Origin of the sequence: Bacillus sp. MZGC1, assembly GCF_002998605.1 — a bacterium.
In the GTDB taxonomy this organism is placed as follows: Bacteria; Bacillota; Bacilli; order Bacillales; family Bacillaceae; genus Bacillus.
Genome location: NZ_PVRE01000002.1, coordinates 486,636 through 513,513, shown reverse-complemented (window position 1 = coordinate 513,513; position 26,878 = coordinate 486,636). Strand labels below are relative to the sequence as shown.

The following is a 26,878-nucleotide window of genomic DNA, read 5'->3' as shown; positions in this document are numbered from 1 at the left end:
ACATCACGTCCTCTCAACTTGCTGCTGCCTGCTTTTTTGACACACAGGCAAATAGATTTGAAAAGCTGCGCCTTTTCCAAGCTCACTGGATACGTCCATTCTTCCGTGATGATCTTTTAAAATCGTCGCACAGATGGTCAAACCAAGCCCTGTCCCTTCTTTTTTCGTGGAAAAGAAAGGATCATATATTTTTTGAATATCCTCTTCAGACATCCCTTTTCCTTCATCTTGAATGGTAATCTTCCATTCATTCAATACTTTTTCTGTAGATATGTATATGCTGCCACCTTCAGGCATTGCCTCAATAGCATTTTTAATTAAATTAATGAACAGCTGCTTCATTTGATTAGCGTCTGCTAGGATAGCACCGGCATCCTGCTTTTTAAATGGCTGTTTGAGATCAATATTTGAAAGAACTGCATTTGTTTTTAATAAGGTAATCACCTGTTCTAGGAGCTCATGAAGCTGGACTTCTTGAAAATGGACCGCTTGAGGCTTAGCCAATACAAGCAGCTCACTTAAAACAAAATCAATCCGTTTAATTTCGGAAAAGATAATGTCAAAATAATCGGTTCTTTCAGGATATTGTGTCTTCATCAGCTGCAAAAAGCCATTTACTGATGTCAGTGGATTTCTGACTTCATGGGCGATCCCAGCAGCTATTTGTCCAGCAACAGCCAGCTTTTGCGCCTGCATTTGCAATTGCTGATTGGATCTTTCAAGCTCAAGCTTTGCCTGCTTTTGTTTCGTAATATCAGCAACCGTCCCAATCCCTCCGGTAAACTGGTGATGCTCATCAAAATAGAGCTTGTAATGAACGTCTCCCCATACCTTCTTTCCCTCTTTATGGAGAAGCTGCAGTTCTACCCGCCCCGCATCCTTATGTTCCTTGATCACAGATAACAAATGCTGGACCACGCGCTCCTCTTGATCAAAGTACTGATTGTACATGGTGCCTAGACATTCATCTATGTCATAGCCTGTCATTTGTGTCCATGCTTGATTTAAGAAAATAATTTCACCTTTCTCGTTTGTTTCAAAGACGATTTCTTGCAAGTTATCTGTGATTCGATTCAGCCGCTCTGTCAGTTCGTGTGCTTCTTTTTCTCTCTTATTTAAGTCTGACACAAGTAGATTTAAGCGGTCTACATAGCCTGAGACAACCCAGATCCCTGTTAAAACCAAGACTGTAAAGGCTAGATCGAGCGGCCAATTAATTTGATAGCCGCCTAGATAATAAAAGAAATCCCAGCTTAAGATTAAAATAAATGCAAGAACAGATAACACGATCCGCACTTGATATGTTTTGTTCAAATGATTCCACCTGCCGCCCTGAGATTCTTTGTCAATTGTACCATTTTCCACTTATTTTTTGAGGGTGATGGGGCATTTTTAAGGAACTTTTTCAGAAAAAAATAGCCTGTTCTCAGCACAAAGGAAGAGAGCAGGCTATTTTAATTACTGCTGAAGAGCTTCTTGCAGCTCTTTTAACAGTAGTTCTGCGCCTTCAGCGCTTAATGTAATTTGACCATTTCCATAATCATGGTTCTCCGATGTAATCTCACCAGTCATGAGGCAAACGCCCTCTGGCTGGTATTTTTTCAAGACGATTTTCTCCCCATCTATAAAAAATTCCATACTGTCTTTAATAGCAATATCAAGTGCTCTTCTTAATTCGATTGGCATCACAATACGCCCTAGTTCGTCTACTTTTCTTACGACTCCGATAGATTTCAATTTCGTTCCCTCTTTCTTTCATTAGCTCAAGATCAATCTGTTTTGCACCAATTGATATATCGTAGACGTAAGAGATTCTCAAAAGGTTTCTCCTCTATAAAAATTTTTTTCATAAAAGAAAAAACAAAGGGAAAATTTATTGTGATTGTCAAAATGATACTTGAATTTTACAAGTTCATTTCAAGGTCATCACAAACCCCCACAAATGACATCAACCCTCTGAACTTTTAAATGTAAAATTGTTTAAAACAGCAAAAATAGAGATTGGGTGAAAACATGTTTCAAAATGCCGAAATTGGAATTGATTTAGGAACAGCTAACATATTGGTTTATAGTAAAAATAAGGGAATTATTTTAAATGAACCGTCCGTCGTGGCAGTCGATACAGAAACAAAAACTGTACTTGCAGTCGGAGCAGAAGCAAAAGAAATGATTGGGAAAACACCTGGTAAAATTGTGGCGATCCGTCCGATGAAAGACGGTGTCATCGCTGATTATGATATGACAACAGATTTACTCAAACAAATCATGAAAAAAGCAGGGAAAAATATCGGGTTTACCTTCAGAAAACCAACGGTCGTGGTATGTACACCTTCTGGTTCAACAGCTGTTGAACGCCGTGCCATCAGCGATGCTGTGAAAAACTGCGGAGCAAAGCACGTGCATTTAATAGAAGAACCTGTTGCAGCCGCAATCGGCGCTGATCTCCCGGTAGATGAGCCTGTTGCAAACGTCGTGGTCGATATTGGCGGAGGAACAACGGAAGTTGCAATTATTTCGTTTGGCGGCGTTGTCTCTTGTCATTCCATTCGAATTGGCGGAGATCAGCTGGATGAAGATATCATTACGTTTGTCCGAAAGAAATATAATCTATTAATCGGCGAGCGGACAGCCGAGCAGGTTAAAATGGAAATTGGTTATGGTCTCATTGAGCATGAGCCGGAATCATTAGAAGTACGTGGACGTGATCTGGTGACAGGTCTTCCAAAAACGATCACACTTAAATCTCATGAAATTCAAGGTGCCATGCGAGAATCACTTCTTCATATTTTAGAGGCGATTCGTGCCACATTAGAGGACAGCCCTCCAGAGCTTAGTGGTGACATTGTAGACCGCGGCGTGATCTTAACTGGCGGCGGCGCTTTGTTAAATGGGATTCAAGAATGGCTCTCACAGGAGATTGTCGTTCCAGTTCATATTGCAGCAAATCCACTTGAATCTGTCGCAATCGGAACAGGTCGTTCACTAGAAGTCATTCATAAGTTGCAAAAAACATTAAAATAATCTTCTTGTTCTACTTCTTTTTTTATCATTTCGATCATATCGTGAGAAATGGATAAACGTGAAGGAGGAAGAACATGTTGCTTGATTTAGGTAAACGAGTCGTTGTCACAGTTATTTTAACGGGTATTATTTTAGGAGGAATGAGCCTGTCGTTTTCACATATGCCCCCTTCTAATGCACAGCCTGTGAAACAACTGAACCGCTAAAAAAGCCGCACGAAAGCGGCTTTTTTATTTTGGCTTTAAGCATGCTCCCCATTTTCCTTTTCGGTCTTAAATCTGATATGATGAACATGACTAAAGGAGGGTTTTTATGAGTTCATTTGAAAAACAACTAGATCAATATGCTAAGACCATTGTTGAAGTCGGTGTGAATGTTCAAAAAGGACAAGAAGTCGTCGTATCTGCATCTACTGAATCTGCAGACCTTGTTCGTCTTGTCGCGAAACATGCGTATGAGCGCGGGGCGAAAAACGTACATATCCGCTGGAGTGATGGTGTTCTTGCCCGTTTAAAATATGAACATGCACCGCAGGATGTGTTTGACCAATTCCCAGAATGGGAAGCACAGATGATGGAAACCATCGCAAAACGCGGCGGCGCTTTTATCACGATCTTGTCAGAAAGCCCTGACCTTCTGCGAGGCATTGATTCGAAAAAAATCGCTGCACAGCAAAAGGCCGCAGGATCAGCCCTTCATACATATCGCCAATACGTTCAATCAGACAAAGTTGCTTGGACGGTCGTAGGCGCTGCATCAAAAGAATGGGCAAAAAAGATTTTCCCTGACCATACAGATGAAGAAGCTGTCGCTTTATTATGGGATCAAATCTTTAAAGTCGCACGCGCTGATCAAGCAGATCCTGTTGAGGCTTGGAAAAAGCACGATGAGTCACTAAATGAAAAGGTCAAAATACTAAATGAGCGCCACTACCACAAGCTTCATTATGATGCTCCTGGCACAGATTTAACGATTGAGCTCCCAGAGCAGCACATTTGGGTAGGTGCCGGCAGCGTGAGTGAGCGCGGCGTCTCTTTCATGGCCAACATGCCGACAGAAGAAGTATTTACCGTACCTAAAAAAGACGGTGTAAATGGGACTGTCTCAAGCACAAAACCGCTCAGTTATGCAGGAAATATCATTGATGAATTTACATTAATATTTGAAAATGGTCGGATTGTCAATGTGAAAGCGAAGGAAGGCGAAGACATTTTAACTTCGCTCGTTGAAACAGATGAAGGCTCCCATTATCTAGGTGAGGTTGCTCTCGTACCAGACGATTCACCAATCTCAAACTCGAATATTCTCTATTACAATACCCTTTATGATGAAAATGCATCGAACCACCTTGCCATCGGCAGCGGGTATGCGTTCAATATCGAAGGCGGAAAAGAGATGAATCGTGAAGAATTGGATGCAGCTGGTGTGAACAACAGTATTACACACGTCGATTTCATGATTGGTTCAAAGGAAATGAATATTGACGGGATTACAAAAGACGGGAAACGCGAACCGATCTTCCGTAATGGAAACTGGGCGATTTAATCGAAAAAAAGACATCCACTTATGGATGTCTCAGATTGTTGACAAAGGGCTAAAATGATCTTCATTTTAGCCTTTTGTCTTCTTTTCAGCGTGATAGAAAACCTTTGCAGTCTAGGAAGGACGAGTACCGGAGCGGAGCGAATTTGACATTCGTGAGCACCGGCACGCAGGACTGACAACGAATGCGAGGGTTTGTCTACACGCTGAGACATCCACTTTTGGATGTCTTTGCTTATTTATGCATAAAGCTCATCGAGTCTCTTTTGAATGTCTTGATCTGATAAGAACTCATCATATGTTGTTTGTTTATCGACGATGCCATTTGGCGTCACTTCGATGATACGGTTTGCCACTGTTTCAACAAACTGATGGTCATGAGATGAGAAGAGCATAGCTCCTTTAAAGCTCATTAAACCGTTATTCAGCGCTGTAATGGATTCTAGATCCAAGTGGTTCGTCGGCTCATCCAGCAGCAGAACATTCGCTCCTGACAGCATCATTTTCGATAACATACAACGAACCTTCTCTCCTCCTGATAAGACGCTTGCTTTTTTCTTTACTTCTTCCCCAGAGAAAAGCATACGTCCTAAGAACCCGCGTAAGAAGCTTTCACTTTGATCATTAGGAGAATATTGACGAAGCCAATCCACTAGATCGACATCGTTTCCTTCAAAGTATTCACTATTGTCTTTCGGGAAAAAGGCTTGAGATGTTGTAACGCCCCATTTAAACGTCCCGCTGTCTGGCTCCATCTCACCAGCAAGAATTTTAAATAAAGTGGATACAGCAAGCTCATTACGGCTTAAGAACGCAATTTTATCCTCGCGATTCATGATAAAGCTGACGTTATCAAGTACTTTCACACCATCAATTGTTTTCGATAGACCTTCTACTTGAAGGACATCATTTCCAATTTCGCGCTCTGGCGCAAAATGAACGTACGGATATTTACGTGAAGATGGCTTAATGTCGTCTAAAGAGATTTTATCAAGCAATTTCTTTCTTGAGGTCGCTTGCTTCGATTTAGAAGCGTTCGCACTGAACCGGGCAACGAACTCTTGAAGCTGCTTAATTTGTTCTTCTTTTTTCTTATTCGCATCTTGGCTGAGCTTCAGCGCTAGCTGGCTGGACTCATACCAGAAATCATAGTTACCGACATATACTTGAATTTTTCCAAAGTCTAGGTCCGCAATATGTGTACATACTTTGTTTAAGAAATGACGGTCATGCGAAACGACAATCACGGTATTTTCAAAATTAATGAGGAACTCTTCCAGCCACTGGATTGCTTGTAAGTCCAAGTGGTTCGTTGGCTCATCAAGAAGAAGAACGTCAGGCTTACCAAATAAAGCTTGGGCTAGTAGTACTTTTACCTTTTCAGAACCACCAAGCTCAGACATTTTCTTCGATTGAAGGCTCTCTGGAATGCCAAGACCTTTTAATAAGATCGCTGCTTCACTTTCTGCTTCCCAGCCGTTTAACTCAGCGAACTCACCTTCAAGCTCTGCTGCACGAATCCCGTCTTCATCTGAGAAATCAGGTTTCATATAGATCGCATCTTTCTCCTGCATCACATCATATAGACGTTTATGACCCATCATGACGACTTTTAATACTTCAAATTCTTCGTATTCAAAATGGTTCTGTTTTAAAATCGCTAAACGCTCACCAGGGCTCATATGAACATCGCCCGTCTGAGCTTCAATTTCACCTGAAAGAATCTTTAGAAACGTTGATTTACCAGCTCCATTGGCACCAATTAGACCGTAGCAGTTGCCAGGAGTGAATTTAATATTTACTTCTTCAAATAGTTTACGATCAGCAAAACGCAAACTAACATTATTTACTGCAATCATTTATTAATCCTCCATCACTCATTCATCATTATGAAGTATAACATGAATAACGTTTGATAGAAACGTCTCTCGCTAAGAACGAAGGCAATTTGTCCATTATGGTATAATAAATGGGAATGATTTATTGAAGGAGTTCGTGCGATTTGAGATTACTTACACTTATGGAATACTGTTTATTGATTTTCTTTATGGGTATTTATTTATCTGCAACAGGCTTTAATGCAAGGGATTTTGGCCTTTATATTGGGCTTGTGCTTATTTACACACTGGTACACATCTTTTCGAAACGCTTTTTACAAAAGCGAGGGAAAGAAAATCAAAAGGTCGGATTGTTTCGGTCCGTTTTAGCCATTACTGGGTCTGTCTTCGCTTCTGTGTTGGCGATTGTGATCATTGTTACGGTGCTCACGCCAAATTAAAACGACCCTTCTTTTAAAGGGTCGTCCATTCAAGCACTTTTCTCACACACCTGAGAAGGGTGCTTTTATTTTGTTTGCCGAATGTCGCCAAATGGGAAGAAAACAAATTCTGATGTCCCGACAACCCGATCCTTTTCAATGAGTCCAAGTCCATTTCTGCTGTCCATGGAATTGAGTCTGTTGTCCCCCATCACAAAGTAATCGTTTTTCGGTACTTTCACTGGACCAAAATCCCCTGTTAAATGCACTTCATACTCTTTCGCATGTGCCTTGTTCTCTTTTAAATAAGGCTCATCAACTTTTTTACCATTAATGTAAAGCGTATCATCCTTCATTTCAATCGTGTCTCCCGGAAGGCCGATCAATCGTTTTACATAATGAATCTTCTGGCCATCTTTTCCATTAATAATCACGATGTCACCTCGTTTGACACCACCTAGATAGTTAATGGTTTTGTTGACAAACAGCTTTTCCCCATCATGAAGAGTCGGTTCCATTGACTCTCCTTCCACCACATACGGCTCAAATATAAACGTACGGATGAGCAGGACGAGCGCAAGTGCAATTAAAATGGCTTTGATCCATTCAAACAGTGAACTTTTCTTCTCTGTTTTGTCTTGCTTTGCATCAGATTGAATATCATTTTCGTTTTGTTTGTTTTCTTCGTTCAAAATACTGCTTCCTCCTAAGACTTTCTGCTAAAAGACTTGAAACGTGAATTGAATAACTTTACTTTATCACATGTCATTTAAAAATTCACAAGACAACCATTCAATTAGATATTTTTTCCTAATTTGTTCATGATTAAACAAAAAGAAGCACCGCTCTTCACGATGCTTCTCTTCTGAATTACGCTTCTAGTTTGACTGGTTTTTTCAAAATACCCAGTAAAATCGCTGTTACAACGGCACCGATTAAGATGCTGATGATATAAAGAACCGGATGATTTGTTACCCAGAAAACGAATAGTCCGCCGTGCGGCGCAGGAAGCGTGACTCTAAAGAATTCCGTTAATCCGCCAGCCACTGCTGCTCCAATAACAGCTGAAGGAATTACGCGCAGAGGGTCAGCCGCTGCAAACGGGATCGCCCCTTCAGTGATGAAGGCAGCTCCCATGAAGTAGCATGTAATCCCTGCTTCTCGGTCACGTTTTGAGAATTTATTTCTAAAGATTGTTGTAGCAAGTGCAATACCTAATGGTGGTACCATTCCGCCTGCCATAATGGCAGCATGCGGTGCATAGTTTCCAGCAGCAATCATCGCAAGACCGAATGTGTAAGCCGCTTTGTTAATTGGGCCCCCCATATCAATCGCCATCATACCTGCCAAAATAATGCCCATTAAGACAAGGTTTCCAGTACCTAAAGTTTCAAGCCAGTGAGTTAATCCATCCATCACCATTTTTACCGGTGTGTTAACAATGTAATGCATGATGATGCCTGTGAAGAAAATACCGAACAATGGATACAGCAGAACCGGTTTAATCCCGTCGAGTGACTGCGGTACGAATGTGAATACTTTTTTAAGTAGCACAACGACATAACCTGCAAGGAAACCGGCAATTAGTCCGCCTAAGAATCCTGCACCTGCTGCCGACGCCATAAATCCACCGACCATACCTGGCGCAAAACCTGGACGATCTGCAATACTCATTGCAATAAATCCGGCTAAAACAGCAACGATTAAGGCAAGCGCATTATCTCCGCCAATTCCTTTTAATACAGCTGCAAATGAATTAAATGAAGGGTCCTTAGGATCTGCTGAGTTAATTCCCCAGAAAAATGAAATTGCAACAAGGATACCGCCCCCGACAACAAATGGAAGCATGTTGCTTACACCACTCATTAAGTGCTTGTAGAAACCACTTCTACCTTTGCCAGATGACTCATTTTCGTCTTTTGAAGAACTGCCGCTTGAGCCTTTATAAATCGGCGCATCTTGATTGACTGCTTTTTCAATTAATTCCTGAGGACGGCGGATTCCAGCTGTCACAGGTACTTCAATGACATGTTTGCCTTTAAAGCGTTCCATTTCAACTTGCTTGTCCGCTGCCACAATGATGGCTGGTGCTTCTTCGATTTCTTTTGCCGTAAGGGCGTGTTTAATACCGCCAGAGCCGTTTGTTTCGACTTTAATGTCAATGCCCATTTCTTTTGCTTTTTCTTTCAAAGCATCTGCTGCCATAAATGTATGCGCAATACCTGTTGGGCAAGCTGTTACTGCTAAAATCTTAGCTGGTTTACCTGATACAGCCGGCTCTTCTTGAACTTCCTCTTCTTCTTCATCATCGTCCTTGTCATGCGTATTGATGATATCGATGATTTCATCTTCAGTAGCCGCTTCAAGAAGCTGCTTTCGGATTTCTTCACGCATGAGAAGTGTTGATAAACGAGAAAGTGCTTCTAAGTGCGTGTTGTTTGCGCCTTCAGTTGCTGCAATCATAAAGACAAGATGACTCGGCTGCGCGTCCAGTGATTCATAATCTACACCAGCTGTCGAGCGGCCAAATGCAATGGCAGGCTCTTTTACACTTGCTGTTTTAGCGTGAGGGATAGCAATTCCTTCGCCAATACCAGTAGAGCTCTGTTTTTCACGGTTGATCACTGCTTCTTTGTAGCCCTCTTTATCATTTAGCTTGCCTGCTGTATCTAAAACAGTGACTAGTTCTTCAATGACTGCTTCTTTCTGCTGGCTGTCTAATTGAAGCTTAATTGTCTGCTTTGTGAGTAGTTCTGTAATTTTCATGATGACTCCTCCTTTAAATGCGTGTGACTTTTACTTGTGGTAATAGTGTGTCGACAAGCTCTTTTGTTCCAAGCTCCTCAGAAAATGCTGTAGCGCTGCCTGATGTGACGCCAAGCTTAAATGATTCTTCAATCGAAAGGCCTTTCGAAACGCCGGCTAAAAATCCTGCAACGACTGAATCCCCTGCACCAACTGAATTAACAAGCGTGCCCTTTGGAACATTGGACTGATAAACCCCTTCCTTACTGAATAAGAGAGCTCCATCTCCAGCCATTGATACGATGACATGTTCAGCACCTTGTTCTAACAGCTTCTTCCCATAAGGAATGGCTTCTTCCGCAGATGAGATGCTCGTCTCAAACATTTCACCTAGCTCATGATGGTTTGGCTTCATTAAGAACGGTTTCAAGCCTGCTGCTTTTTTTAGTGCTTCCCCGGAAATATCAAGGACAACTCTGACACCTTGCTTTTCGCACACCTCAGCAATACGTTCATACGTGTTATGAGGCAATGAAGAAGGAATGCTGCCAGCTAAGACAACGACATCTCCTTCAGTCAATGAAGAAAATTGAGACAGAAACGACTCAAATTGCGCTTCAGTAATAGATGGGCCGAGTCCGTTGATTTCGGTTTCTTCACCTGTTTTTAGTTTCACATTAATTCGTGTATCTTCTGACACCTCGTGAAAGGCTGTTTGTAATTGTTCGTTTTGTAAAAAGTCTTGAATATATTTTCCTGTAAATCCGCCTATGAATCCAAGCGCTTTTGATTCAACACCGTGACGTTTTAAAAGCCTTGAGACATTGATCCCTTTTCCACCTGGATATTTTTTGTCATAGGTTGAACGATTCAAACCGCCGACTGCGAAATCCTCCACGTGTACGATGTAATCAACTGATGGGTTTAAAGTAACTGTATAAATCATGTTTTCACTACCTTTATAACCGTTTTTTCATGGTAATTATCGAATGAATCCTCTTTTGCGTCGTTTGTGATAATGGTGGCTTCCTGTAAACTAGCAAAGGCTGAAAACGATATTTCGCCAAACTTAGAGGCATCTGATAAGATATAGGTTTTTTTCGCCTGCTTCATGGCTCTTTTTTTCATGAGCGCTTCCTCTGGATCAGGTGTTGTAAACCCCGCCTCGGGATGAATGCCGTTCGTCCCAACAAAGCTTTTGTCAAAACGGTAATTTTCCATCGCTGTCAAAGCTGCGGCTCCCACCATGGCTCCTGTTCGATGTTTCACTGATCCGCCTATCAGGTAAAAAGAAATTCCTTTTCTCATGAGTGCTTCAATGTGCATAACACCGTTTGTCACCACAACAATATCTTGATCGGGATCGATATATTCAATCATTTGCTGTGTGGTCGTACCAGCATCTAAATAAATACAATCGCCTTGTTTTAAAAGTGAAGCAGCTGCCTCTGCAACCAATGACTTTTCTTGAAGGTTTTTGGCAGATTTCTCAAATACATCTGGTTCAAGACGGATACTTGATATCTTGGCTGCTCCCCCATGGACTCTTTTAAGAAATCCTTTTTCTTCAAGGGCTGATAGATCTCTTCTAATTGTAGATTCAGACGCATCTGTCATAATCGTTAAGTCCTGTATTTTGATGACATCATTTTCTTCTAAACAGTCGATAATGAGTTGATGTCTTTCCGGTGTCAACAAGAAAACACCCCCTTTTGAAAACGTATTCATTTTGCGCGCACCTTTATTGTAATCGCTTTTTTCAACATTATCAATACAAAACAATCAAATACATTCAATAACTATCAAAATCTTTCACAATGGTCATCTTACCTTTATATGTACCATTTGTAAACTGAAAAATATGTGACATTAAGATGAAAGTCATGATCTTAGCATTTCTATCATTTTTCATTTCATTCAATGGAACTAAAAAAAGCTTTTATGCGATGTGCATAAAAGCTTTTGATGGTGGATTACAGGCGAATTCACACTGTTTGTATGCTTTTGTTCTTCTCAAATTATTCATATCTAAGAGAATCAATAGGATCTAGTCTTGCTGCTTTATTCGCAGGAATTAACCCAAAAACAATCCCAATAAGCATACTAAACAGCACACCGCCACAGATGACTTGCCAAGATACTAAGGACGGCCAGCCGGCAACTAGTGATACTAGCGCGGCGCCACCTAAGCCAAGTGCGATCCCCATCAACCCGCCGATCAATGTTAAGACGACAGATTCAATTAAAAATTGAACGAGTATTTGAGCCCTTGTTGCCCCAATCGCCTTTCGGATACCGATTTCCCTTGTCCTCTCTGTCACAGAAACAAGCATGATATTCATCACACCGATACCGCCGACAAGCAAAGAAATCCCAGCTATTGAGCCAATGATTGTTGTCATAACAGATGTGATTTGACCAATGCCTTCTGCGATTTCTTCCATATTGATCATTTCATAAGCATCTTCTGTATGATGATTTTCATTTAATAATGCAGCCGCATTCTTTCCTACTTCCTTCATTTGATCAGCATGTGCGACTTGAATTGACAACTTATCATATTCATTGATCCCAAATGTGGAGGTGAGCATAGCAAACGGGACAAATATTTCGTTCATATCAAATGAAAACATCCCTTTCTGTTTTGCTAAAACACCGATGACTTCAACAGGTTGTCCGTTCATCCAAATCATTTCGCCTAATGCCTTCTGTCCATTAAATAATTCTTTTTGTAAGCCTTCAGAGATGAGAGCGGCTCTTCTGCCGCTTCTAAAGTCAATATCTCTTAAATTCTGTCCTTCTGCTATTTGTAATGAATGTACATTCGTATACCCTTCATTTATACCGTTAACTGTCGCATCCACTGTCGTATCTTGAAATCTCAGCTGCATTCCTTGTGCAGTCGAAGAGGCAACCTGATTCACCCCGTTGATTGTCTTAACGCTTTTTATGTCTTCCTCAGTAAATGTGGCGTCGAATAAAGCGTTTGGATTTGCATTTAACTCTTCGTCAGAAGGCGTATATGTCATATCAATGGTATTGTTTGGACCTGAAATCGACCCTTTTAGCATTTGCTCGCCGCCTTGACCGATAGCCACGACCGCAATGACCGATCCAACACCAATAATAATCCCAAGCATCGTTAAAATAGAACGTAATTTATGAGCTAAAACAGAATTCATCGCTATTTTGATATTTTCAAAGAGTTTCATTCATAGCGTCCCCTTGTGTCAATCTATCTTCAACGAGCCGTCCATCTCTTACAACGACCGTCCGATTTGTATACGCAGCCATTTCTTCTTCATGGGTGACAAGCACAATCGTTGTCCCCTCCTCATTCAGCTTAGTAAACTGTTCCATGATTGAGAAGCTTGTTTTTGAGTCAAGAGCGCCTGTTGGTTCATCTGCTAAGATAAGCTGCGGCTTATTGACAATTGCACGAGCAATTGCCACCCTTTGCTTTTGCCCTCCCGACAACTCACTTGGCATATGTTTCATTCGGTCTGCCAAACCAACCTTTTCAAGTGCCATTTCTGCGCGTTCTTTTCTTTCCTTTTGACTGATACCAGCGTAAATCATCGGAAGCTCAACATTACGCCTCGCATTTAACCTCGGCAGCAGGTGAAATTGCTGAAAGACAAATCCAATGAATTGATTTCGAATCACTGCAAGCTCTTGATCCTTTGCAGCTGACAGCTCTCTTCCTTGAAAATGATATTGTCCTGTGGTTGGCCGGTCTAAACAGCCAATGATATTCATTAACGTCGATTTTCCAGAGCCTGACGGGCCCATAATGGACATATACTCGCCTTTTTCAATGACAAGATCGATCTCACTTAATACATCAAATGCTTCTTGGGCGACCTCATAGCTTTTTGTCACGTTTGAAAGCTGAATCATTCAGCATTCACTTCCATTCCGTCATGCATGTCATCTGATGGATGAGCAATGATTTGATCCTCTGCCTTGACACCTTTTGTCACTTCAAGGTCATTACCTGACGTTTCCCCTAGCACCACTTTTACTTTTTTAAGTACATTCTTTTTGACAACATAAACGTATTGTCCATCATCCTCTTTTTTTACAGCTGATTCAGGAATCGTTTGGGCTTGACGCTTATCTGTTTCAATTTCCATGATCATTTTAAAACCAGGTTTCGCTTCAGGTTTTTTTCCCTTTATTTCGATTTCAACAGGATATTGTACCGTTTGATCACCTGCAGTTGTTTCGGATGCTGCCTGAGCAGGTACAGCCCCCACTTTTTTCACGACCCCTTGCCAGCTCTTTCCGCGAATGACATCAGATGTAACCTTTACTTTTTGTTTCTTTTTCACTTTTATGGCGTCATACTCAGAAATCAATCCTCGCACAATCATTTTTTTCTCATTGCCAATATGAATGATCGGCTGTCTTTCTTCCGGCTTTCCTGCCCCTTCTTCTTGCTCAATGGAAATCACTGTACCGTCAATTTTACTATGTACGGTTAAATCTTCTATTTGTGCTTTTACTTTTTCTTGGCTGATCTCTGCTTGTTTTTGTTCTAATTCAGCCGCTTTCAGCTCTAATTCGAGCTGGTCTCGCTCGTTTTTAGGATGGGCGACTGAGTCGCCTGCTTGTTTTTCATCTAATTCGCTCAGTCTATTTTGTAATTGTTCGCGTTTTAGCGTACTTGATTCAGCCGCAAGAGCTTGCTGCTGCTCTTCAAGCTCCAGCTCCCTATTTTCATATGTAAGAAGCGGCGTTCCAGCCTTTACCTTTTCTCCTTCTTTCACAGAAATCCCCTTCAAGTGTCCTTTTTCCTCTTCTGCATAAATGAACTGCTCTTCAGAGAATGAAAGTGTCCCTGGCGTCATTACCGTAGTGGTGATTTCTTTTTGTGTGGGTTTTACTGTTTTAATAGCTGCTGTCGAAGCAGGCTTTGATTGATTTTTCGCAATGTTAAAGCCAATAAATAGACCGATGACAATAATAAAAATGGATCCGATGATGATTTTCTTTCTCATAAAGACATTCTACCCCCAGCTTACTGATATGTTGATTGCGGTTCCTACATATTGAAGAATGAAAGAAATGACATAAAAGACTCCTATCATGATCCAAGATATTCTTGGAGATATATGACCGACTTTGATCAATAAAAAGCCTGTTAAAACAAGATTCCAGATCACAAAGAGATCAATATTAGCAAACACACCGAGCCATGGACCAGAAGTTTGAATGAGTGCATTTAAAGAGGTGATTGTGATGTTTTTTGGCACATGGAACAGGATGACGGACAGATGAGAAATAATCGTACCAATGATCGTAACTGGTGTAATAAACAGGACCGCTGAAAACAGCTGCTGAAACGATGCATCACCCTTTGCTAAAAATACGATGAACTTATATATAGCAGCATTAATCACAAGTCCGAGAATTAGACCAATTAGCGTCACCACATAAACGACCGATACCGGCAAGCTTAAATCTGCCCACATTCCTTCATTCACTAGCTCTGACAAATAAGTCACAATCACTGTTAAAAGAAGCACACAGGATAAAGGCCACCAAACCACCGGGCTTTCCCATACTCTTTTCAGGTGCTCTGAAGGTCTTGTGCTCACTCCAATGATCGTGGGCTTTTGCATATTTTCTTTCATCAAATGTCTCCTCTCTATGTCATGCAAGTATGCAAACGCACATGTTCTCTCTTGTTCTTTCTATTTTATCAAAAGATTGCCAATAAGTGATGGATGATTTGATTTTCTTATTTTCATTGAGGAAAAAATTTATCTATTATTCTATTATCACGAATGACATCCTCCAAATGACACCATGACCAGACCATATTCATATCAAAAAATAGAGGTTTTACTGACCTAAAAACATTTTATCAAAAAACCACATGTCTTTCGGAATAAATATCCTTTTCCTTTGAATTCGGATGGTCTTAGTTAGACACAACAATTTTTTGTTAAAATAATCCTAGTAATTTCGACAAATCCCGGCTTTATAGGACTATGATTGGTTTCTTTTATAGAACAAATGAGCCTTTAGTATCAATACTTTCATATTAAAAAATGAAAAATATAAGGTTTTTACTTGATCAAAAGTTATTTTTTCATATAATGTAAAATAGAGGTAGGTTAAATGATAGTGGAAATGGAGTCAAGTGAATGTTAAGAGAAAAATTGAAAACACAATTGATTTTACTTTATGAAAAGGAACAAGAAGCATGGCAATACTTTCGAAAGGAAAGAGAACTGATTTATCATGAGCTCAAATTACTTGATATGAAAGAAAGCAGACCCTCTAATGACAAAATATACTACGCTGCTAGATGCGTAGATATTATTAAAGAGAAAAAGGGAAGCATTGTGAGTACAAAAGAATTAAAAGAACAGCTTCAAGCCCAGACAGATTTCAATGTGAGACGAATTAGCGAATTGTATGATCTGATCCAGCAGCTCGACCCTCACATTTCTAAAGCACGAAGGGGATGTTTTATTTACGAAGATCACACCCAAATACCTCTACAATCTTTTCACACATAAAAAATTGGTTACAGCCGCTGGCCATAACCAAATCCTCTAATATCTATTATCCACCGCTTACAGGAGGAATGAATGCAACAGTGTCCCCGCTACGCACTTCAGCGTTTTCCCTCGTATATAGTTCGTTGACTGCAACCATCACGTTTTGTGCAGCATCAACACCATATACCTCCTGTAATTCTAATTTAATCTCATCAACCGTTGTTTGATCTTTTTGAATGATGATTTGTTGTTTACCGGCCTTCTCAGCAAGGCCGGCGAACAATAATACACTAATCAAGCTGATCACCTTCTTTCTTTGCAAGTTGAAGATCGCTAGGTTTCCCCTCTGGATATGAAACCGTTTCAAGCTGATCACCTATCCAGGCTTCCCCGTCTTCCCAATATTCTTTTTTCCAAATTGGAACGATTTCCTTAATTCGCTCAATGGCATATTCGTTCGCTTCGTATGCAGCCTTCCTATGAGGAGATGAAACGGCTATCACAACAGCAATATCCGTTATATCAAGTGTCCCGATCCGGTGCACAATGGCTGCTTCAGTTTCAGGCCACTGTTTCTTGATTTCTTGTCCAATTTGACTTAGCATGCTTTCAGCCATTGGTATGTATGCTTCATAAGTTAAACGCAATGTTTTTTTGCCGTTTGTCCACTCTCTGACCGTCCCGATAAACGTCGTAATGGCCCCTGCCTTTCGCCTTGTCACATGCTGAATCAATTCGTTTACATCAATCGGCGTTTTTGTTATTTTAAAAAATTCAATCAAGCAGAGACGCCTCCCTTCAATAAGTTAAAACCAAATGTGACTGCGCCCTTTTCAAAGGCTGAAAACACTGGAAACGAGTAATTTTCGATTAATTGAAACTCTTGAGAAAAATAAATAGCTGCTTGTATATTGGAAAGAGTTGAAAGATCAATGAGCTCCTCTTCATTCTTTACACAAACGATTTTGCGGTATGGTGCCTGTTTATACCCTTCTATCAAGACAGCGTCTAATGGAAGATGCTGACACATGTTGAGCAACTGCTCTAACGTGATGTGCTGCATTGAAAAGTGAAATTCACCCTCTCCTTCCACGCCAGCGGCAAATGCACCTGCTTGAACATATCGATCGGTGTCTTTTTCTTTCAAAAGACGATCTGGTTTACCGCCATGTCCATGGTGTTTAAAGCAGCCTAGCTTCAGCCCGTCAAGTACAGCCAGCTGACAGAGCTTTTCAATCAACATAGTCTTGCCGCTGTTTTGATAACCGACCACCTGTAATATGCTTAATGTGTCATCCAGCATGGGGAACCCTCTCCTTCGTGCTGAAACAGCAGAACATGGACCTGATCACCGGCCTTAAAACCTCTTGTTCCTCCGGGCAGCACGATGAAACAGTTAGCATCTGCAATAGAGGTCACGGCACTTGATTTATCAAGACCTGTTGGGGTCACACTGAGCTGACTGCCCGTGAATTGTAGTGCCGCTCTGACAAATCGAGTGAACGGATTGGCTTTTGGAAAATCGTGTGTCAGCTTCGCCTCAGCAAAAGCAGGAAACGGCTGCTTCTTCAAAGACCATTTATAGATCATCGGTTTCACAAATAATTCAAAGCCAACAAAACAGGCAGCGGGATTTCCTGACAGCCCAAACAGCAGTTGACCATTTGGCATTGCAGCAACCGTCGTCACACTTCCGGGTCTCATGGCCACTTTATTAAACAGCACCTCAGCTCCCAGCTTTTCATAAATCGCAGGGAGAAAGTCAAAATCACCTACTGACACACCGCCTGTTGTGATTAAGAAATCTACCTTGCTTAAGGCTGCTTTGACTGCATGATAGCTTTTGTCAAAATCATCAGACACACCGCCTAAATCAAGCGGCTCTCCCCCGGCCTCAAGTATCTGGGCATAAACCATACTAAGATTACTGTTTCTAATCTTACCGTCCACCATCGCATCACTCACTTGAAGAAGCTCTGTACCTGTTGAGATGATGCCGATCACTGGCTTTTTGACAACTGGCACTACACCATATCCAAATGTCGCCAATAGGGCCGTAACGCCCGGAGTTACTTTGGTTCCTTTTTTGACCATCACATTTCCTTCAAGTACTTCTTCTCCTTGACGAGAAATATTGTCCCCTTTTTTCAGCGGTCTTTTAAGTGACATGTATGATTTGCCGTCTTTTTCGAAGGTCTTAGTCAGCTCAAGCATGATGACGACATTTGCTCCATCCGGGATTTTTGCTCCTGTCATGATACGGATGGCTTGAAAGGGACCGATGGTTTTTGCTGAGACCATTCCTGCACCAATATGGTCAATGACCTCAAATTCAACCGGATGCTCGCTTGACGCTTCTTTTGTATCTTCTGCCCGAAGTGCAAAACCATCATACGGGGAACGATCAAATGCAGGAACATCATGATCTGCTAAAATATCTTCTGCAATGAACCTTTCAAGGCTATTTTTTAAAGGCACCCATTCTGCTTCTCCATGCTTTTCATATTGATGGACTTTCTGAATGGCTTCTTCTACTGGAATTGGCTGACGTCTTTCCATCACACTTCACTCCTATATCCCTAGCAGTCTTGCTAGTAATGAATTGGCTGCTTTTTCATCATTCGTCCCATGGATTAATGCACGTCCACCTTTGAAAAAGACAATACGATAAGATTCATAGCGGACATGGATTAAGAAGTCATTCACTTCCACCTCACAAATAGATGACAGCCTCTCTTTCATATGCTGAAATGATAGATTTGCTAAATCTTTAGATACAACTTGAACTGTATCCCGTCCGCAAAGAATCGTCGTTTTTTTACGCTGCTCATGTAAATAAGGATAGGTTCTTTCTTCACCGCAGGATGGGCAGTTCTTCTGCTTAGTACGAGACAAATCCATTTTAAACGATGTCGCCTGCCAAAGATCAAATGTGACAAATTTCCGTTCGATTTGATCTTCATGTCCTGTTAAATATTTTAGCGCCTCTGTTTGCTGATAAGCAGAAACCATTTGAACTGCTGGAGAAATAATCCCCGCTGTATCACACGTCAAGCCGCCAACAGGCAGTTCTGTAAAGACACACGATAAACACGGCGTTTTATCCGGCAAAATGGTCATATACATCCCCTGGCTGCTCACACAAGCGCCATATATCCACGGCGTCTTCGTTTCCTGCGATAAATCATTCATCACCATTCTCGTCTCAAAATTATCCGTCGCATCAATGACAATATCTGCGCTCTGAAATAACGGTCTTAACAGCCTCGCGCCTGCATCTTCAATCAGGGCGTGTATGATCACTTCATGATTGATCTCTTGGAGACGTTTTTTTGCCGCAGCTGCTTTTGGCACATGTGCCTTTGCATCATGTTCTGTGTACAGCTGCTGCCGCTGTAAATTTGAAAACTCTACATAATCACGATCAACAATCGTCAACGTGCCGATCCCAGACCGGACAAGCCCTTCAGCGGAGGCAGTTCCAAGTGCACCGGCTCCAACGATCAGAACATGACTGTCAGCAAGCGCACGCTGACCCTTTTCCCCAACCGGAGGGAACAAGATTTGTCTTGAATATCGGTCATTCAATGCTGTTCTCTCCTCACCATTTTTATGTATCATATCATACCGTTTTCAGGTAAATCGCTTCTTTTATTGATATTTCGAAATTCATTTGGTGTTACGTTCAGTTCCTCCTCTGGGACGATGCGCACCTTAAGCCTTTGAAGTAACTCTTTGATGGCTAATTGATTCTCTTTTAAACACGCATCAATGGACGGCAGACAGCGGCGGTGATAAAGCGCAAATAAAGGCTGTAATCTGCCCTGAACAAGCGGGATGATAGCATCTACGTGCTCGCTGCAATAGGACGATAATGCTTCGGCGGTCTCCCTCCGTATGAAGGGCATGTCACATGCCATCACCAAATACCATGCTGCTTCTTGCTTTTGCATCGCCGTATACATGCCGGCAAGCGGCCCGCATCCGCGCACCTGTTCATCATCTAACCACACACTTCGTTCACCTCTTTCTTTAAAAAAGGGCAGAAGTGATGGATGGCTGATGATGACCGTCTGTCCTTTCAAAAGCTGATTTTTCACATGCTCATATAGTGGTTTTCCTTGATACATATAACTTGCCTTTGGCTCTCCAAAACGTCTGGAAGCTCCTCCAGCTAAAATGACATTCACTACATCCATTCTCTCACCCTCCTTGGATATGGTTGTTCTAATCGCACTCATTTCGCATACTTTATTGGTAACATGAATAAGGAGGGTCTATCTATGAACAGGCGCCATGCTTCTCCCCTATTCCATGACCTATCTCAAGAGAATTTATACTTAAAAGCTGAAACAGCCAAATATCAACAAATGATCTCTGATTTACAGTCCTCATATACGTATTCTAAAAATAAGAAGTTAACTCAAGAATATCATGAGATGAAAAAGGATTACACGCTATTAAAACAACAATTGGATGAAATGACCATTGATCAAGACGATGCAGCCTCAAAAATACAGGATCTCTCCTACAGCAAATCTGAATTATTACATAAAATAGTCCTTCTTCATGAAATGTTGCAAAAGGAAACCTTTCATAGAAGAAAAGAAACGGAAGAAAAACACCGGCTGCATTTAAAAGTGATCAAATATAAAGAAATCTCTCAACAATTAAATGAACGGATGCAAGATCAAGATCAACGGCTTGCAAAAGAGGAGAAAAAAGGAAATACTTTATCCGCTGTGATTGAGAAACTGCAGCAAACATTGGGTGATAAAAACTCAGAGCTCCATTTATTACAGGAAGGCGTCAGACATCTTCAGGAGCGTTTTTATGAAACACAAGAGAAATTACTGCAAATTGAAAAAGCAAAGGAAACGATTTTTTATGAAACGCTCACAAGCTATCAAAAGCAGTTAGCAGAAAGTGAGGAATGGATCGCATCTCATTTTGCTGATATTGACCAGTCAGCTCAAACAAATTCACAGCCATTCTCTCGAGACAGCTTCCTGCAAACAACGGAAGAAATCGAACCCATCTTGAAAAAGCTGAACGAACAAGTTCAAATACTCCAGGCACAAGTCGATGCGGTGCAGCGAAATGGAGAGGTCATGACAGTGAAGATCGATGGCTTCAAAAAACAGCGTGATCAACTGTCAAAGGAACGAAAAATTGTCTATACAGTTGACCAAAAAAAGTAATTCTCGCAATAAAAAACTGCTGGCTTTTACGTCAGCAGTTTCTTTTTATTTATTCGTCTTCTGTTTGAATGTCGCCTTCTAAAATATACTGTCCGCGATATGGCTTTTTCACTTCAGGATACATCTTAATTAAGCTTTGCATAAACGTTGTCATATTTGGAATTTCAAGACCGCTCTCTTTTTCAATCTCTTTTTGAAGCTCAGAGCTTTTAATCGCCGCATTATGACGCTTTAACGTTTTAATCGCAGCTTCACGAAGCTTAGCTGCCTTTGAACCAGGGCGGGCTGTGCCTCTTCTGCGTCTAGTAGATCCTTCAGGAATACCTACAGGTACACCGTTTAGCTGTCCTGTTCCTAAAGATGATGCAGGATTTGATTGTGATTGTGCCGGCGGCTGGTAGCTTCTCATTTCTTGTGCAGCCAGTTCAGCTAATACAGGCAGCGAATCCGTCTTTCTTTCTGTACGCACTTCTTTTTTTGTATCTGACACTAGACCTGTTCCTTGACGGTCTAATTCTCTTAATTTTGCATAAATCGCATCTCGCTCAATTTGATATTCACGGATGACCTTTACTTCTGCTTCGTTTAGTTGTTCCAATCGTAATCGTAACGCTTCCCTCTCATTAAACAATGGATTTCCCCCTCATCATATAAAAAATATTCTATAGTAAATATTAGATTAGAAAACTAATTTTATCAACTATTTTTTTATCATTTTACAGTTTGCTATCAGATAGGTATTTTCAACTAAAATTTTGCCAAAGAGGAACAATCGGCATCCATTTCATTGCCACTAAAGGCTTTTGACAAACTTTAAAATATTGTAAAAAATTTGAATAAACACTTATACTACTTGATTTACATCGTTATTTACCAAACTGAAATTTCTTTTGTGCAAAAACGTTCTGAATAGTAAAAAGTTAAAATCTTTACATTTTCATTTCAAAACAAAAAAGTAAATAGGTCTTAATGCCCTTTTGTTTCAGGAATATTTTTTAATAAACTCCCTCAATTTCTCTTTTCTTAGGAATGACACGTACATAAAAAGTCCATTCCGTGCAATAGGTCGCCTATTTTTGTCCATGAAAAAACCCCCATTTATGGGGGAAAGCCTATTCTGCAGCCTTTTCAGACTCAGAAAGCACTCGATTGACACGTTTCTCAAGCATTTTCATTCCGCTTCCGCCAGCTTGGAAGTGGCGCAGAGCACCTGTTTTATCAAATACATAATATGCTGGTACATATTCATTTTCAAAGGCTTCTGTTAAGTGATGATCACTGTCCACAAAAATTGGCTGCGTGATTTCATGCTCTTTCGCAACCTCTTTGATTTTATCTAGATCTAGGTCATCCTCTGAACGCGGCATATGAACGGCTACAACGTTTAGTTGATCCTTGTATTCATCACGGAATTGATTGACTTGAGGCATGGCCTCTTTACAAAGATGACAGCTGACTGACCAGAAATGAATCAATGTTGGTTTGTCACCAATTAGATCTTCTTTTGTTACTTCTCCATTTAACCATTCTTTTGCACCAGTTAGTTCTGGCATTGGTTGACGTAATTTCATTTTGAAGCGCCTCCATCCATTGTATGTGTCGAAACAAAAAGGTCTAACATCAGTTAGACCCTCCTGTTTCTTCAGCTATCAATTAAAGTGTTTTTTGACCAGGCTTCCAGTTAGCTGGGCAAAGTCCACCAGTTTGTAATGCTTGAAGAACACGTAATGTCTCATCTACATCACGACCGATATTGTTGTGGAATACTGTTTGATATTGAAGTTCGCCTTCTGGGTTGATAATGAATAGACCGCGAAGTGCAATACCTTCTTCTTCAATTAAAACGCCGTATTCTCTAGATACTGTGTGGTTTGTGTCAGCAGCTAGCGGATATTTCAATTCACCTAGACCATTTTCTTTACGGTCTGTGTTGATCCAAGCAAGATGCGTATGGATTGTATCAGTAGATACACCAATGATTTCTGCATCTAAATCTTCGAACTCATCATAACGATCGCTCATTGCTGTAATTTCAGTTGGGCAAACAAATGTGAAATCCATTGGATAGAAGAAAAGAACTGTCCATTTGTCATTCTTCATGTTTTCCTCTAAACTCACTTTTCCAAATTCCTTGTTAGCAAGTACTGCTTCCATTTCAAAACGTGGAGCTTGTTTTCCTACAAAACGCTCTGCCATATGTAAATCCCTCCAAAAAATAATATCTTTATACAGACTTCTAAGCTGTATATAAAATGAGAATCAAAAGTTGAAATTCTCATTTAGTTAATAACTTCACAATTACAATTATAATACTTAAGCGGTTTTTAGTCAATATTAATTAATAATAAATTTAATTAACGATTTGTCACAATCTCTTGCTCCACTTAACAAAAGTTTAACATGTCTTGCATAAGGGAACAAATGATTAGCTTCTCTATTAGAGCATACATAGAAAGGTTTTGAAGAACATGAAAGCATTTGAACAAGTAGATTGGGTTTCCATTATCCTCAATAGCAGTATGATTTTGCTAAAATTAATCGTTATTTTTGCGATTTATTTTATCATCAGAGTCATCGGAAACAAGATGATTAGGCGTGCCTATTCCACATTCTCTGAAAAGCATGACGTCTCTTTATCAAGAGCTCAGACGCTGCAAAGTCTCACGTTAAATATTTTCGCCTACATATTGATTTTTATTCTAGTGGTCATGATCCTCGACTTATTTCATTATAACCCGACCGCTTTGCTAGCTGGCGCAGGCGTTGTGGGGCTTGCGATCGGTTTTGGCGCTCAAGGACTAGTGAGTGATATTGTGACAGGATTCTTTATATTATTAGAGAAACAATTCGATGTGGGAGAATATATAACAGTTGCTGGCTTTGATGGGATCGTAGAACAAATTGGACTTAGAACCACTCAGCTTCGAAGCTTTGACGGCACCCTTCATTTTATCCCAAATCGAAGTATATTGAACGTGAGCAACCATTCAAGAGGGACGATGCAGGCACTCGTTGATATCGAGTTATCTCCAGAAGAGAATGTGGATCAAATGATCACAGCCCTTCAAGCTGCGTGTGATGAGGTTCGGGAAGAAATCCCTCAAATTATCGAAGGACCTCAAGTTGTCGGCGTGGAGGCGTTCGGCTCCTCTTCCCTCGTACTGCGCATCATAGCTAAAACCGAAACAATGGAGCAATGGCGGGTAGAACGAATCTTGCGCAAAAAAATGAAAGAAGTACTCGATATAGAAAAAGAGCAAAAAGAACCGGGATTATAATCTACCGGTTCTTTTTCTTGTTTGTTTTATTGAACACGCTGTTCTACTTCTTGACAAATTTCATCAGCCGTCATACCTGACGCAGTAATCACAGATGCTTTTGTCGTTGTGTCTGAAATGCCAAGAACATTTGAATCCAGCCCTGTGACCACATAGCAGTCACACTGATCCATTTGCTGTTCATTTTGAATACGTACGACGTCATACCCTTTTTGCTTCAGTAGTTCTTCTACATCGGATAAAGATGGTTCTACACCAATTCTTGTCATAATCAAGAACACCTCCTGTTCATAAGGTGTACAGGAGGCAGCTTGATTATTCATTCACCTGCTTGCTTTTTGAAATAAGCTGTCATAACGTTTACAGCTGTTTCTATCGCTTTTTCATCAGGCATGAGTTTTGCATGATGCAGGCCATATTCTGAATCGACCCCTAACCAAAACATGAATCCAGGGTATTTTTTCAACATGTAGCCAAAGTCTTCTCCTGTCATGGCTTCTCTGCATTCAACCACATTCGCAAGCCCTTCTCCGGCAACATATGACATAAATTCCTCTGTCAGATCCTTTGAATTGTCCACTTCGTAATAAGATGAAGGGTATCGCACGGTTGCCTTGCATTCGTAGCCAATTTCAATCCCTTTTGCTAGTGCTTCAATTCGCTTTCTCACCTTATCCATAGACTCTGGTGAAAGTGTACGAATAGTGCCGTCAAGCTTTGCATGCTGGGCAATGATATTTTGAGCCGTTCCGCCGCTAATCGTGCCAATCGTAATGACCGCACTATCAAGAGGATCGACATTACGAGAAATAACCGATTGCAGTTGACCTACAAGTGCACTCGCAGCCACAACCATATCATTCGCTAAATGAGGGTAAGCAGCGTGTCCGCCTTTTCCTTCAAGATCAATCACAAGCTCACTCGTATTAGCAAATAACAGCCCTGGCTTTGTGGCTATCGTTCCGACAGGATATTCAGGTGCAATATGCAGCGCTGTAATAAAGTCTGGCGTCCACTTTTTCAGCACATCGCTTGTAAGCATCGGTTCAGCTCCGCCTGGACCTTCTTCTGCCGGCTGGAACATAAATAATAGATCTTCTTTGATTGGCTCATGAACGAAATGATCAATGATTCCAAGTGCGATGGTCATATGAAGGTCATGTCCACATGCGTGCATGTTCCCTTCATGTACTGATTGAAATGGATACCCTGTCTCCTCAGGAATAGAGAGGCCGTCCATATCTGCACGATAAGCAAAAACGCGCTCAGGATTTGTTCCCTTTACTTTAACAAAAAGTCCAGTGCGCCACGTTTCCATCTCAACTCGATCTTTTGAATAAGCACCAAGATGCTTGATGAGATACGCTTGTGTTTTGAATTCCTTAAAACCAAGCTCAGGGATTTGGTGTAAATCTCTTCGAATGGATATTAATTGCTCACGATTTAACAAGTGAACTCGCTTCCTTTCCTCTATACGAATAAGACGTGGATATATATCATCCACGTCTATGTCTTCAACTGCGAATTATGTGAATTAAAGCTGACGCAGTTCTTGTTTGATTTCCGTTTTACCTTTTGTTTTTTCATCAATGTCTTTGATTTTCTTTGCAGGTGTACCTGCTACAACTGTGTAAGGCTCCACATCGTTCACAACGATCGCACCAGCTGCTACGACTGCACCTTTACCAATTGTCACACCTTCTAGAACAACAGCGTTCGCACCGATGACAACATCATCTTCTACAACAACTGGTTTAGCAGACGGCGGCTCAATGACACCTGCAAGAACAGACCCAGCACCGATATGACAGTTCTTACCTACTGTTGCACGGCCACCAAGCACCACGTTCATGTCAATCATCGTACCTTCACCGATCACAGAACCGATATTAATAGAAGCTCCCATCATGATGACTGCATTATCACCGATTTCTACTTGGTCACGAATGATAGCACCTGGCTCAATACGTGCTTTAATGTTCTTTAAATCTAACATCGGGATTGCAGAGTTGCGGCGGTCATTTTCCACGACAACATCTTCAATTTTGTCTTTGTTCGTTTCCAGCGCTTCTTGGATTTCGCTCCACTCACCGAAAACAACTCCAGTGTTTCCTGTGATGAACGTTTTTGCATGTTCACCAAATTTAATACCTTCTAAATCACCTTTGATGTAGACTTTCACAGGTGTTGATTTTGTACTATTTTGAATAAATGAAATAATTTCATTAGCGTCCATTTGTTTCATGTATGTATGTCCTCCTCTTAATTTATACTTCATTACTGTACCAAAGGAGAGTTTTAATGACAAGTGAAAGAGTT

Annotated in this window: 30 protein-coding genes; 7 read left to right on the top strand and 23 right to left on the bottom strand. The window is 40.9% G+C overall.

Features of this window, described 5'->3' with window-relative positions; translation table 11 throughout:
* Positions 1-3: 3 nt before the first annotated feature.
* Both C6Y06_RS07810 and abhA read right to left on the bottom strand, forming a co-directional pair.
* Positions 4-1,314 (bottom strand): ATP-binding protein, encoded by a 1,311-nt coding sequence (locus C6Y06_RS07810; protein WP_034662683.1) that lies wholly within the window; start codon positions 1,312-1,314, stop codon positions 4-6.
* 144 nt (positions 1,315-1,458) lie between these two features.
* A complete protein-coding gene (gene abhA / locus C6Y06_RS07805; protein ID WP_034662686.1) occupies positions 1,459-1,737 on the bottom strand; it encodes a transcriptional regulator AbhA in 279 nt (92 codons plus the stop codon).
* 276 nt (positions 1,738-2,013) lie between these two features.
* Between abhA and mreBH the strand changes: the two genes are divergently transcribed.
* From mreBH to C6Y06_RS07795, 3 genes are all read left to right on the top strand, one after another.
* On the top strand, positions 2,014-3,021 hold the full coding sequence (gene mreBH, locus C6Y06_RS07800) for a rod-share determining protein MreBH (protein ID WP_034662688.1): 1,008 nt from the start codon (positions 2,014-2,016) through the stop codon (positions 3,019-3,021).
* Between the two features lie 74 nt (positions 3,022-3,095).
* Positions 3,096-3,227 (top strand): protein YkpC, encoded by a 132-nt coding sequence (locus C6Y06_RS20070; protein ID WP_003210922.1) that lies wholly within the window; start codon positions 3,096-3,098, stop codon positions 3,225-3,227.
* Positions 3,228-3,333: 106 nt separating this feature from the next.
* Positions 3,334-4,566, top strand: coding sequence for an aminopeptidase (locus C6Y06_RS07795; protein WP_060596159.1), 1,233 nt, complete (start codon positions 3,334-3,336; stop codon positions 4,564-4,566).
* Between the two features lie 236 nt (positions 4,567-4,802).
* Here C6Y06_RS07795 and C6Y06_RS07790 read toward each other — a convergent pair whose 3' ends face one another.
* Entirely contained in the window at positions 4,803-6,422 is a 1,620-nt protein-coding gene (locus C6Y06_RS07790; protein WP_034662692.1) for an ABC-F family ATP-binding cassette domain-containing protein, read from the bottom strand.
* 143 nt (positions 6,423-6,565) lie between these two features.
* Between C6Y06_RS07790 and C6Y06_RS07785 the strand changes: the two genes are divergently transcribed.
* Positions 6,566-6,841, top strand: coding sequence for a hypothetical protein (locus tag C6Y06_RS07785; protein WP_060596158.1), 276 nt, complete (start codon positions 6,566-6,568; stop codon positions 6,839-6,841).
* A gap of 65 nt (positions 6,842-6,906) precedes the next feature.
* Here the strand turns inward: C6Y06_RS07785 and lepB are convergent, their stop codons facing one another.
* From lepB to yknW, 8 genes are all read right to left on the bottom strand, one after another.
* The gene (gene lepB / locus C6Y06_RS07780; protein WP_034663870.1) at positions 6,907-7,479 is read right to left on the bottom strand and encodes a signal peptidase I; all 573 of its coding nucleotides are present in this window, start codon (positions 7,477-7,479) and stop codon (positions 6,907-6,909) included.
* A gap of 211 nt (positions 7,480-7,690) precedes the next feature.
* Positions 7,691-9,586, bottom strand: a complete 1,896-nt coding sequence (locus tag C6Y06_RS07775) for a PTS fructose transporter subunit IIABC (protein WP_106036753.1) — start codon at positions 9,584-9,586, stop codon at positions 7,691-7,693.
* Positions 9,587-9,599: 13 nt separating this feature from the next.
* On the bottom strand, positions 9,600-10,511 hold the full coding sequence (pfkB, locus tag C6Y06_RS07770; protein WP_060596156.1) for a 1-phosphofructokinase: 912 nt from the start codon (positions 10,509-10,511) through the stop codon (positions 9,600-9,602).
* Positions 10,508-11,263 (bottom strand): DeoR/GlpR family DNA-binding transcription regulator, encoded by a 756-nt coding sequence (locus C6Y06_RS07765; protein ID WP_034662703.1) that lies wholly within the window; start codon positions 11,261-11,263, stop codon positions 10,508-10,510. Before C6Y06_RS07765 ends, pfkB begins: the two co-directional genes overlap by 4 nt.
* A gap of 320 nt (positions 11,264-11,583) precedes the next feature.
* The gene (locus tag C6Y06_RS07760; protein WP_106030782.1) at positions 11,584-12,777 is read right to left on the bottom strand and encodes an ABC transporter permease; all 1,194 of its coding nucleotides are present in this window, start codon (positions 12,775-12,777) and stop codon (positions 11,584-11,586) included.
* A complete protein-coding gene (locus C6Y06_RS07755) occupies positions 12,764-13,465 on the bottom strand; it encodes an ABC transporter ATP-binding protein (RefSeq protein WP_106036752.1) in 702 nt (233 codons plus the stop codon). The genes C6Y06_RS07760 and C6Y06_RS07755 overlap by 14 nt, the downstream gene beginning before the upstream one ends.
* Positions 13,462-14,568 carry an efflux RND transporter periplasmic adaptor subunit gene (locus tag C6Y06_RS07750; RefSeq protein WP_106036751.1) on the bottom strand — a complete coding sequence of 369 codons (1,107 nt, stop codon included), beginning with the start codon at positions 14,566-14,568 and terminating at the stop codon, positions 13,462-13,464. Before C6Y06_RS07750 ends, C6Y06_RS07755 begins: the two co-directional genes overlap by 4 nt.
* Before the next feature lie 9 nt (positions 14,569-14,577).
* Positions 14,578-15,204, bottom strand: a complete 627-nt coding sequence (yknW, locus tag C6Y06_RS07745; protein ID WP_106036750.1) for a YknW family membrane protein — start codon at positions 15,202-15,204, stop codon at positions 14,578-14,580.
* A gap of 516 nt (positions 15,205-15,720) precedes the next feature.
* Here yknW and C6Y06_RS07740 point away from each other — a divergent pair.
* Positions 15,721-16,098 (top strand): Rok-like winged helix domain-containing protein, encoded by a 378-nt coding sequence (locus C6Y06_RS07740; protein ID WP_003211488.1) that lies wholly within the window; start codon positions 15,721-15,723, stop codon positions 16,096-16,098.
* Between the two features lie 46 nt (positions 16,099-16,144).
* On the opposite strand, the gene moaD is transcribed toward C6Y06_RS07740, so the two are convergent.
* Genes moaD through C6Y06_RS07710 form a run of 6 tightly spaced genes read right to left on the bottom strand, consistent with a single transcriptional unit; the run spans position 16,145 to position 20,279 of the window.
* Positions 16,145-16,378 (bottom strand): molybdopterin converting factor subunit 1, encoded by a 234-nt coding sequence (gene moaD / locus C6Y06_RS07735; RefSeq protein WP_060596152.1) that lies wholly within the window; start codon positions 16,376-16,378, stop codon positions 16,145-16,147.
* Positions 16,371-16,859, bottom strand: a complete 489-nt coding sequence (locus C6Y06_RS07730) for a molybdenum cofactor biosynthesis protein MoaE (protein ID WP_223250461.1) — start codon at positions 16,857-16,859, stop codon at positions 16,371-16,373. Before C6Y06_RS07730 ends, moaD begins: the two co-directional genes overlap by 8 nt.
* Positions 16,859-17,383, bottom strand: coding sequence for a molybdopterin-guanine dinucleotide biosynthesis protein B (mobB, locus tag C6Y06_RS07725; RefSeq protein ID WP_034662725.1), 525 nt, complete (start codon positions 17,381-17,383; stop codon positions 16,859-16,861). Before mobB ends, C6Y06_RS07730 begins: the two co-directional genes overlap by 1 nt.
* Positions 17,365-18,642 carry a molybdopterin molybdotransferase MoeA gene (locus C6Y06_RS07720; RefSeq protein WP_060596150.1) on the bottom strand — a complete coding sequence of 426 codons (1,278 nt, stop codon included), beginning with the start codon at positions 18,640-18,642 and terminating at the stop codon, positions 17,365-17,367. Before C6Y06_RS07720 ends, mobB begins: the two co-directional genes overlap by 19 nt.
* Before the next feature lie 9 nt (positions 18,643-18,651).
* Positions 18,652-19,668 carry a thiazole biosynthesis adenylyltransferase ThiF gene (locus C6Y06_RS07715; protein ID WP_060596149.1) on the bottom strand — a complete coding sequence of 339 codons (1,017 nt, stop codon included), beginning with the start codon at positions 19,666-19,668 and terminating at the stop codon, positions 18,652-18,654.
* A gap of 29 nt (positions 19,669-19,697) precedes the next feature.
* Positions 19,698-20,279: a molybdenum cofactor guanylyltransferase gene (locus tag C6Y06_RS07710; protein WP_060596148.1), complete on the bottom strand. Its 582-nt coding sequence runs from the start codon at positions 20,277-20,279 to the stop codon at positions 19,698-19,700.
* 84 nt (positions 20,280-20,363) lie between these two features.
* Between C6Y06_RS07710 and C6Y06_RS07705 the strand changes: the two genes are divergently transcribed.
* Entirely contained in the window at positions 20,364-21,281 is a 918-nt protein-coding gene (locus C6Y06_RS07705; RefSeq protein ID WP_106036748.1) for a sigmaE regulated sporulation protein, read from the top strand.
* 49 nt (positions 21,282-21,330) lie between these two features.
* Here C6Y06_RS07705 and C6Y06_RS07700 read toward each other — a convergent pair whose 3' ends face one another.
* The 3 genes from C6Y06_RS07700 to ahpA all read right to left on the bottom strand — a co-directional run bounded on the left by C6Y06_RS07700 (position 21,331) and on the right by ahpA (position 23,477).
* Positions 21,331-21,912, bottom strand: coding sequence for a Rok-like winged helix domain-containing protein (locus C6Y06_RS07700; RefSeq protein WP_034662739.1), 582 nt, complete (start codon positions 21,910-21,912; stop codon positions 21,331-21,333).
* 481 nt (positions 21,913-22,393) lie between these two features.
* Positions 22,394-22,852 (bottom strand): TlpA family protein disulfide reductase, encoded by a 459-nt coding sequence (locus C6Y06_RS07695; RefSeq protein ID WP_034662741.1) that lies wholly within the window; start codon positions 22,850-22,852, stop codon positions 22,394-22,396.
* An 82-nt stretch (positions 22,853-22,934) separates the two neighbouring features.
* On the bottom strand, positions 22,935-23,477 hold the full coding sequence (ahpA, locus tag C6Y06_RS07690) for a biofilm-specific peroxidase AhpA (RefSeq protein ID WP_034662744.1): 543 nt from the start codon (positions 23,475-23,477) through the stop codon (positions 22,935-22,937).
* A gap of 272 nt (positions 23,478-23,749) precedes the next feature.
* On the opposite strand from ahpA, the gene C6Y06_RS07685 reads away from it, so the two are divergent.
* Complete coding sequence (locus tag C6Y06_RS07685) at positions 23,750-24,559, top strand: mechanosensitive ion channel family protein (protein WP_060596146.1); 810 nt, start codon at positions 23,750-23,752, stop codon at positions 24,557-24,559.
* 26 nt (positions 24,560-24,585) lie between these two features.
* Here C6Y06_RS07685 and C6Y06_RS07680 read toward each other — a convergent pair whose 3' ends face one another.
* From C6Y06_RS07680 to dapD, 3 genes are all read right to left on the bottom strand, one after another.
* Positions 24,586-24,828, bottom strand: a complete 243-nt coding sequence (locus C6Y06_RS07680) for a YkuS family protein (RefSeq protein WP_003211408.1) — start codon at positions 24,826-24,828, stop codon at positions 24,586-24,588.
* Positions 24,829-24,878: 50 nt separating this feature from the next.
* On the bottom strand, positions 24,879-26,009 hold the full coding sequence (locus tag C6Y06_RS07675) for an N-acetyldiaminopimelate deacetylase (RefSeq protein ID WP_106036747.1): 1,131 nt from the start codon (positions 26,007-26,009) through the stop codon (positions 24,879-24,881).
* Positions 26,010-26,093: 84 nt separating this feature from the next.
* Positions 26,094-26,804 (bottom strand): 2,3,4,5-tetrahydropyridine-2,6-dicarboxylate N-acetyltransferase, encoded by a 711-nt coding sequence (dapD, locus tag C6Y06_RS07670; protein ID WP_034662753.1) that lies wholly within the window; start codon positions 26,802-26,804, stop codon positions 26,094-26,096.
* Positions 26,805-26,878 lie beyond the last annotated feature (74 nt).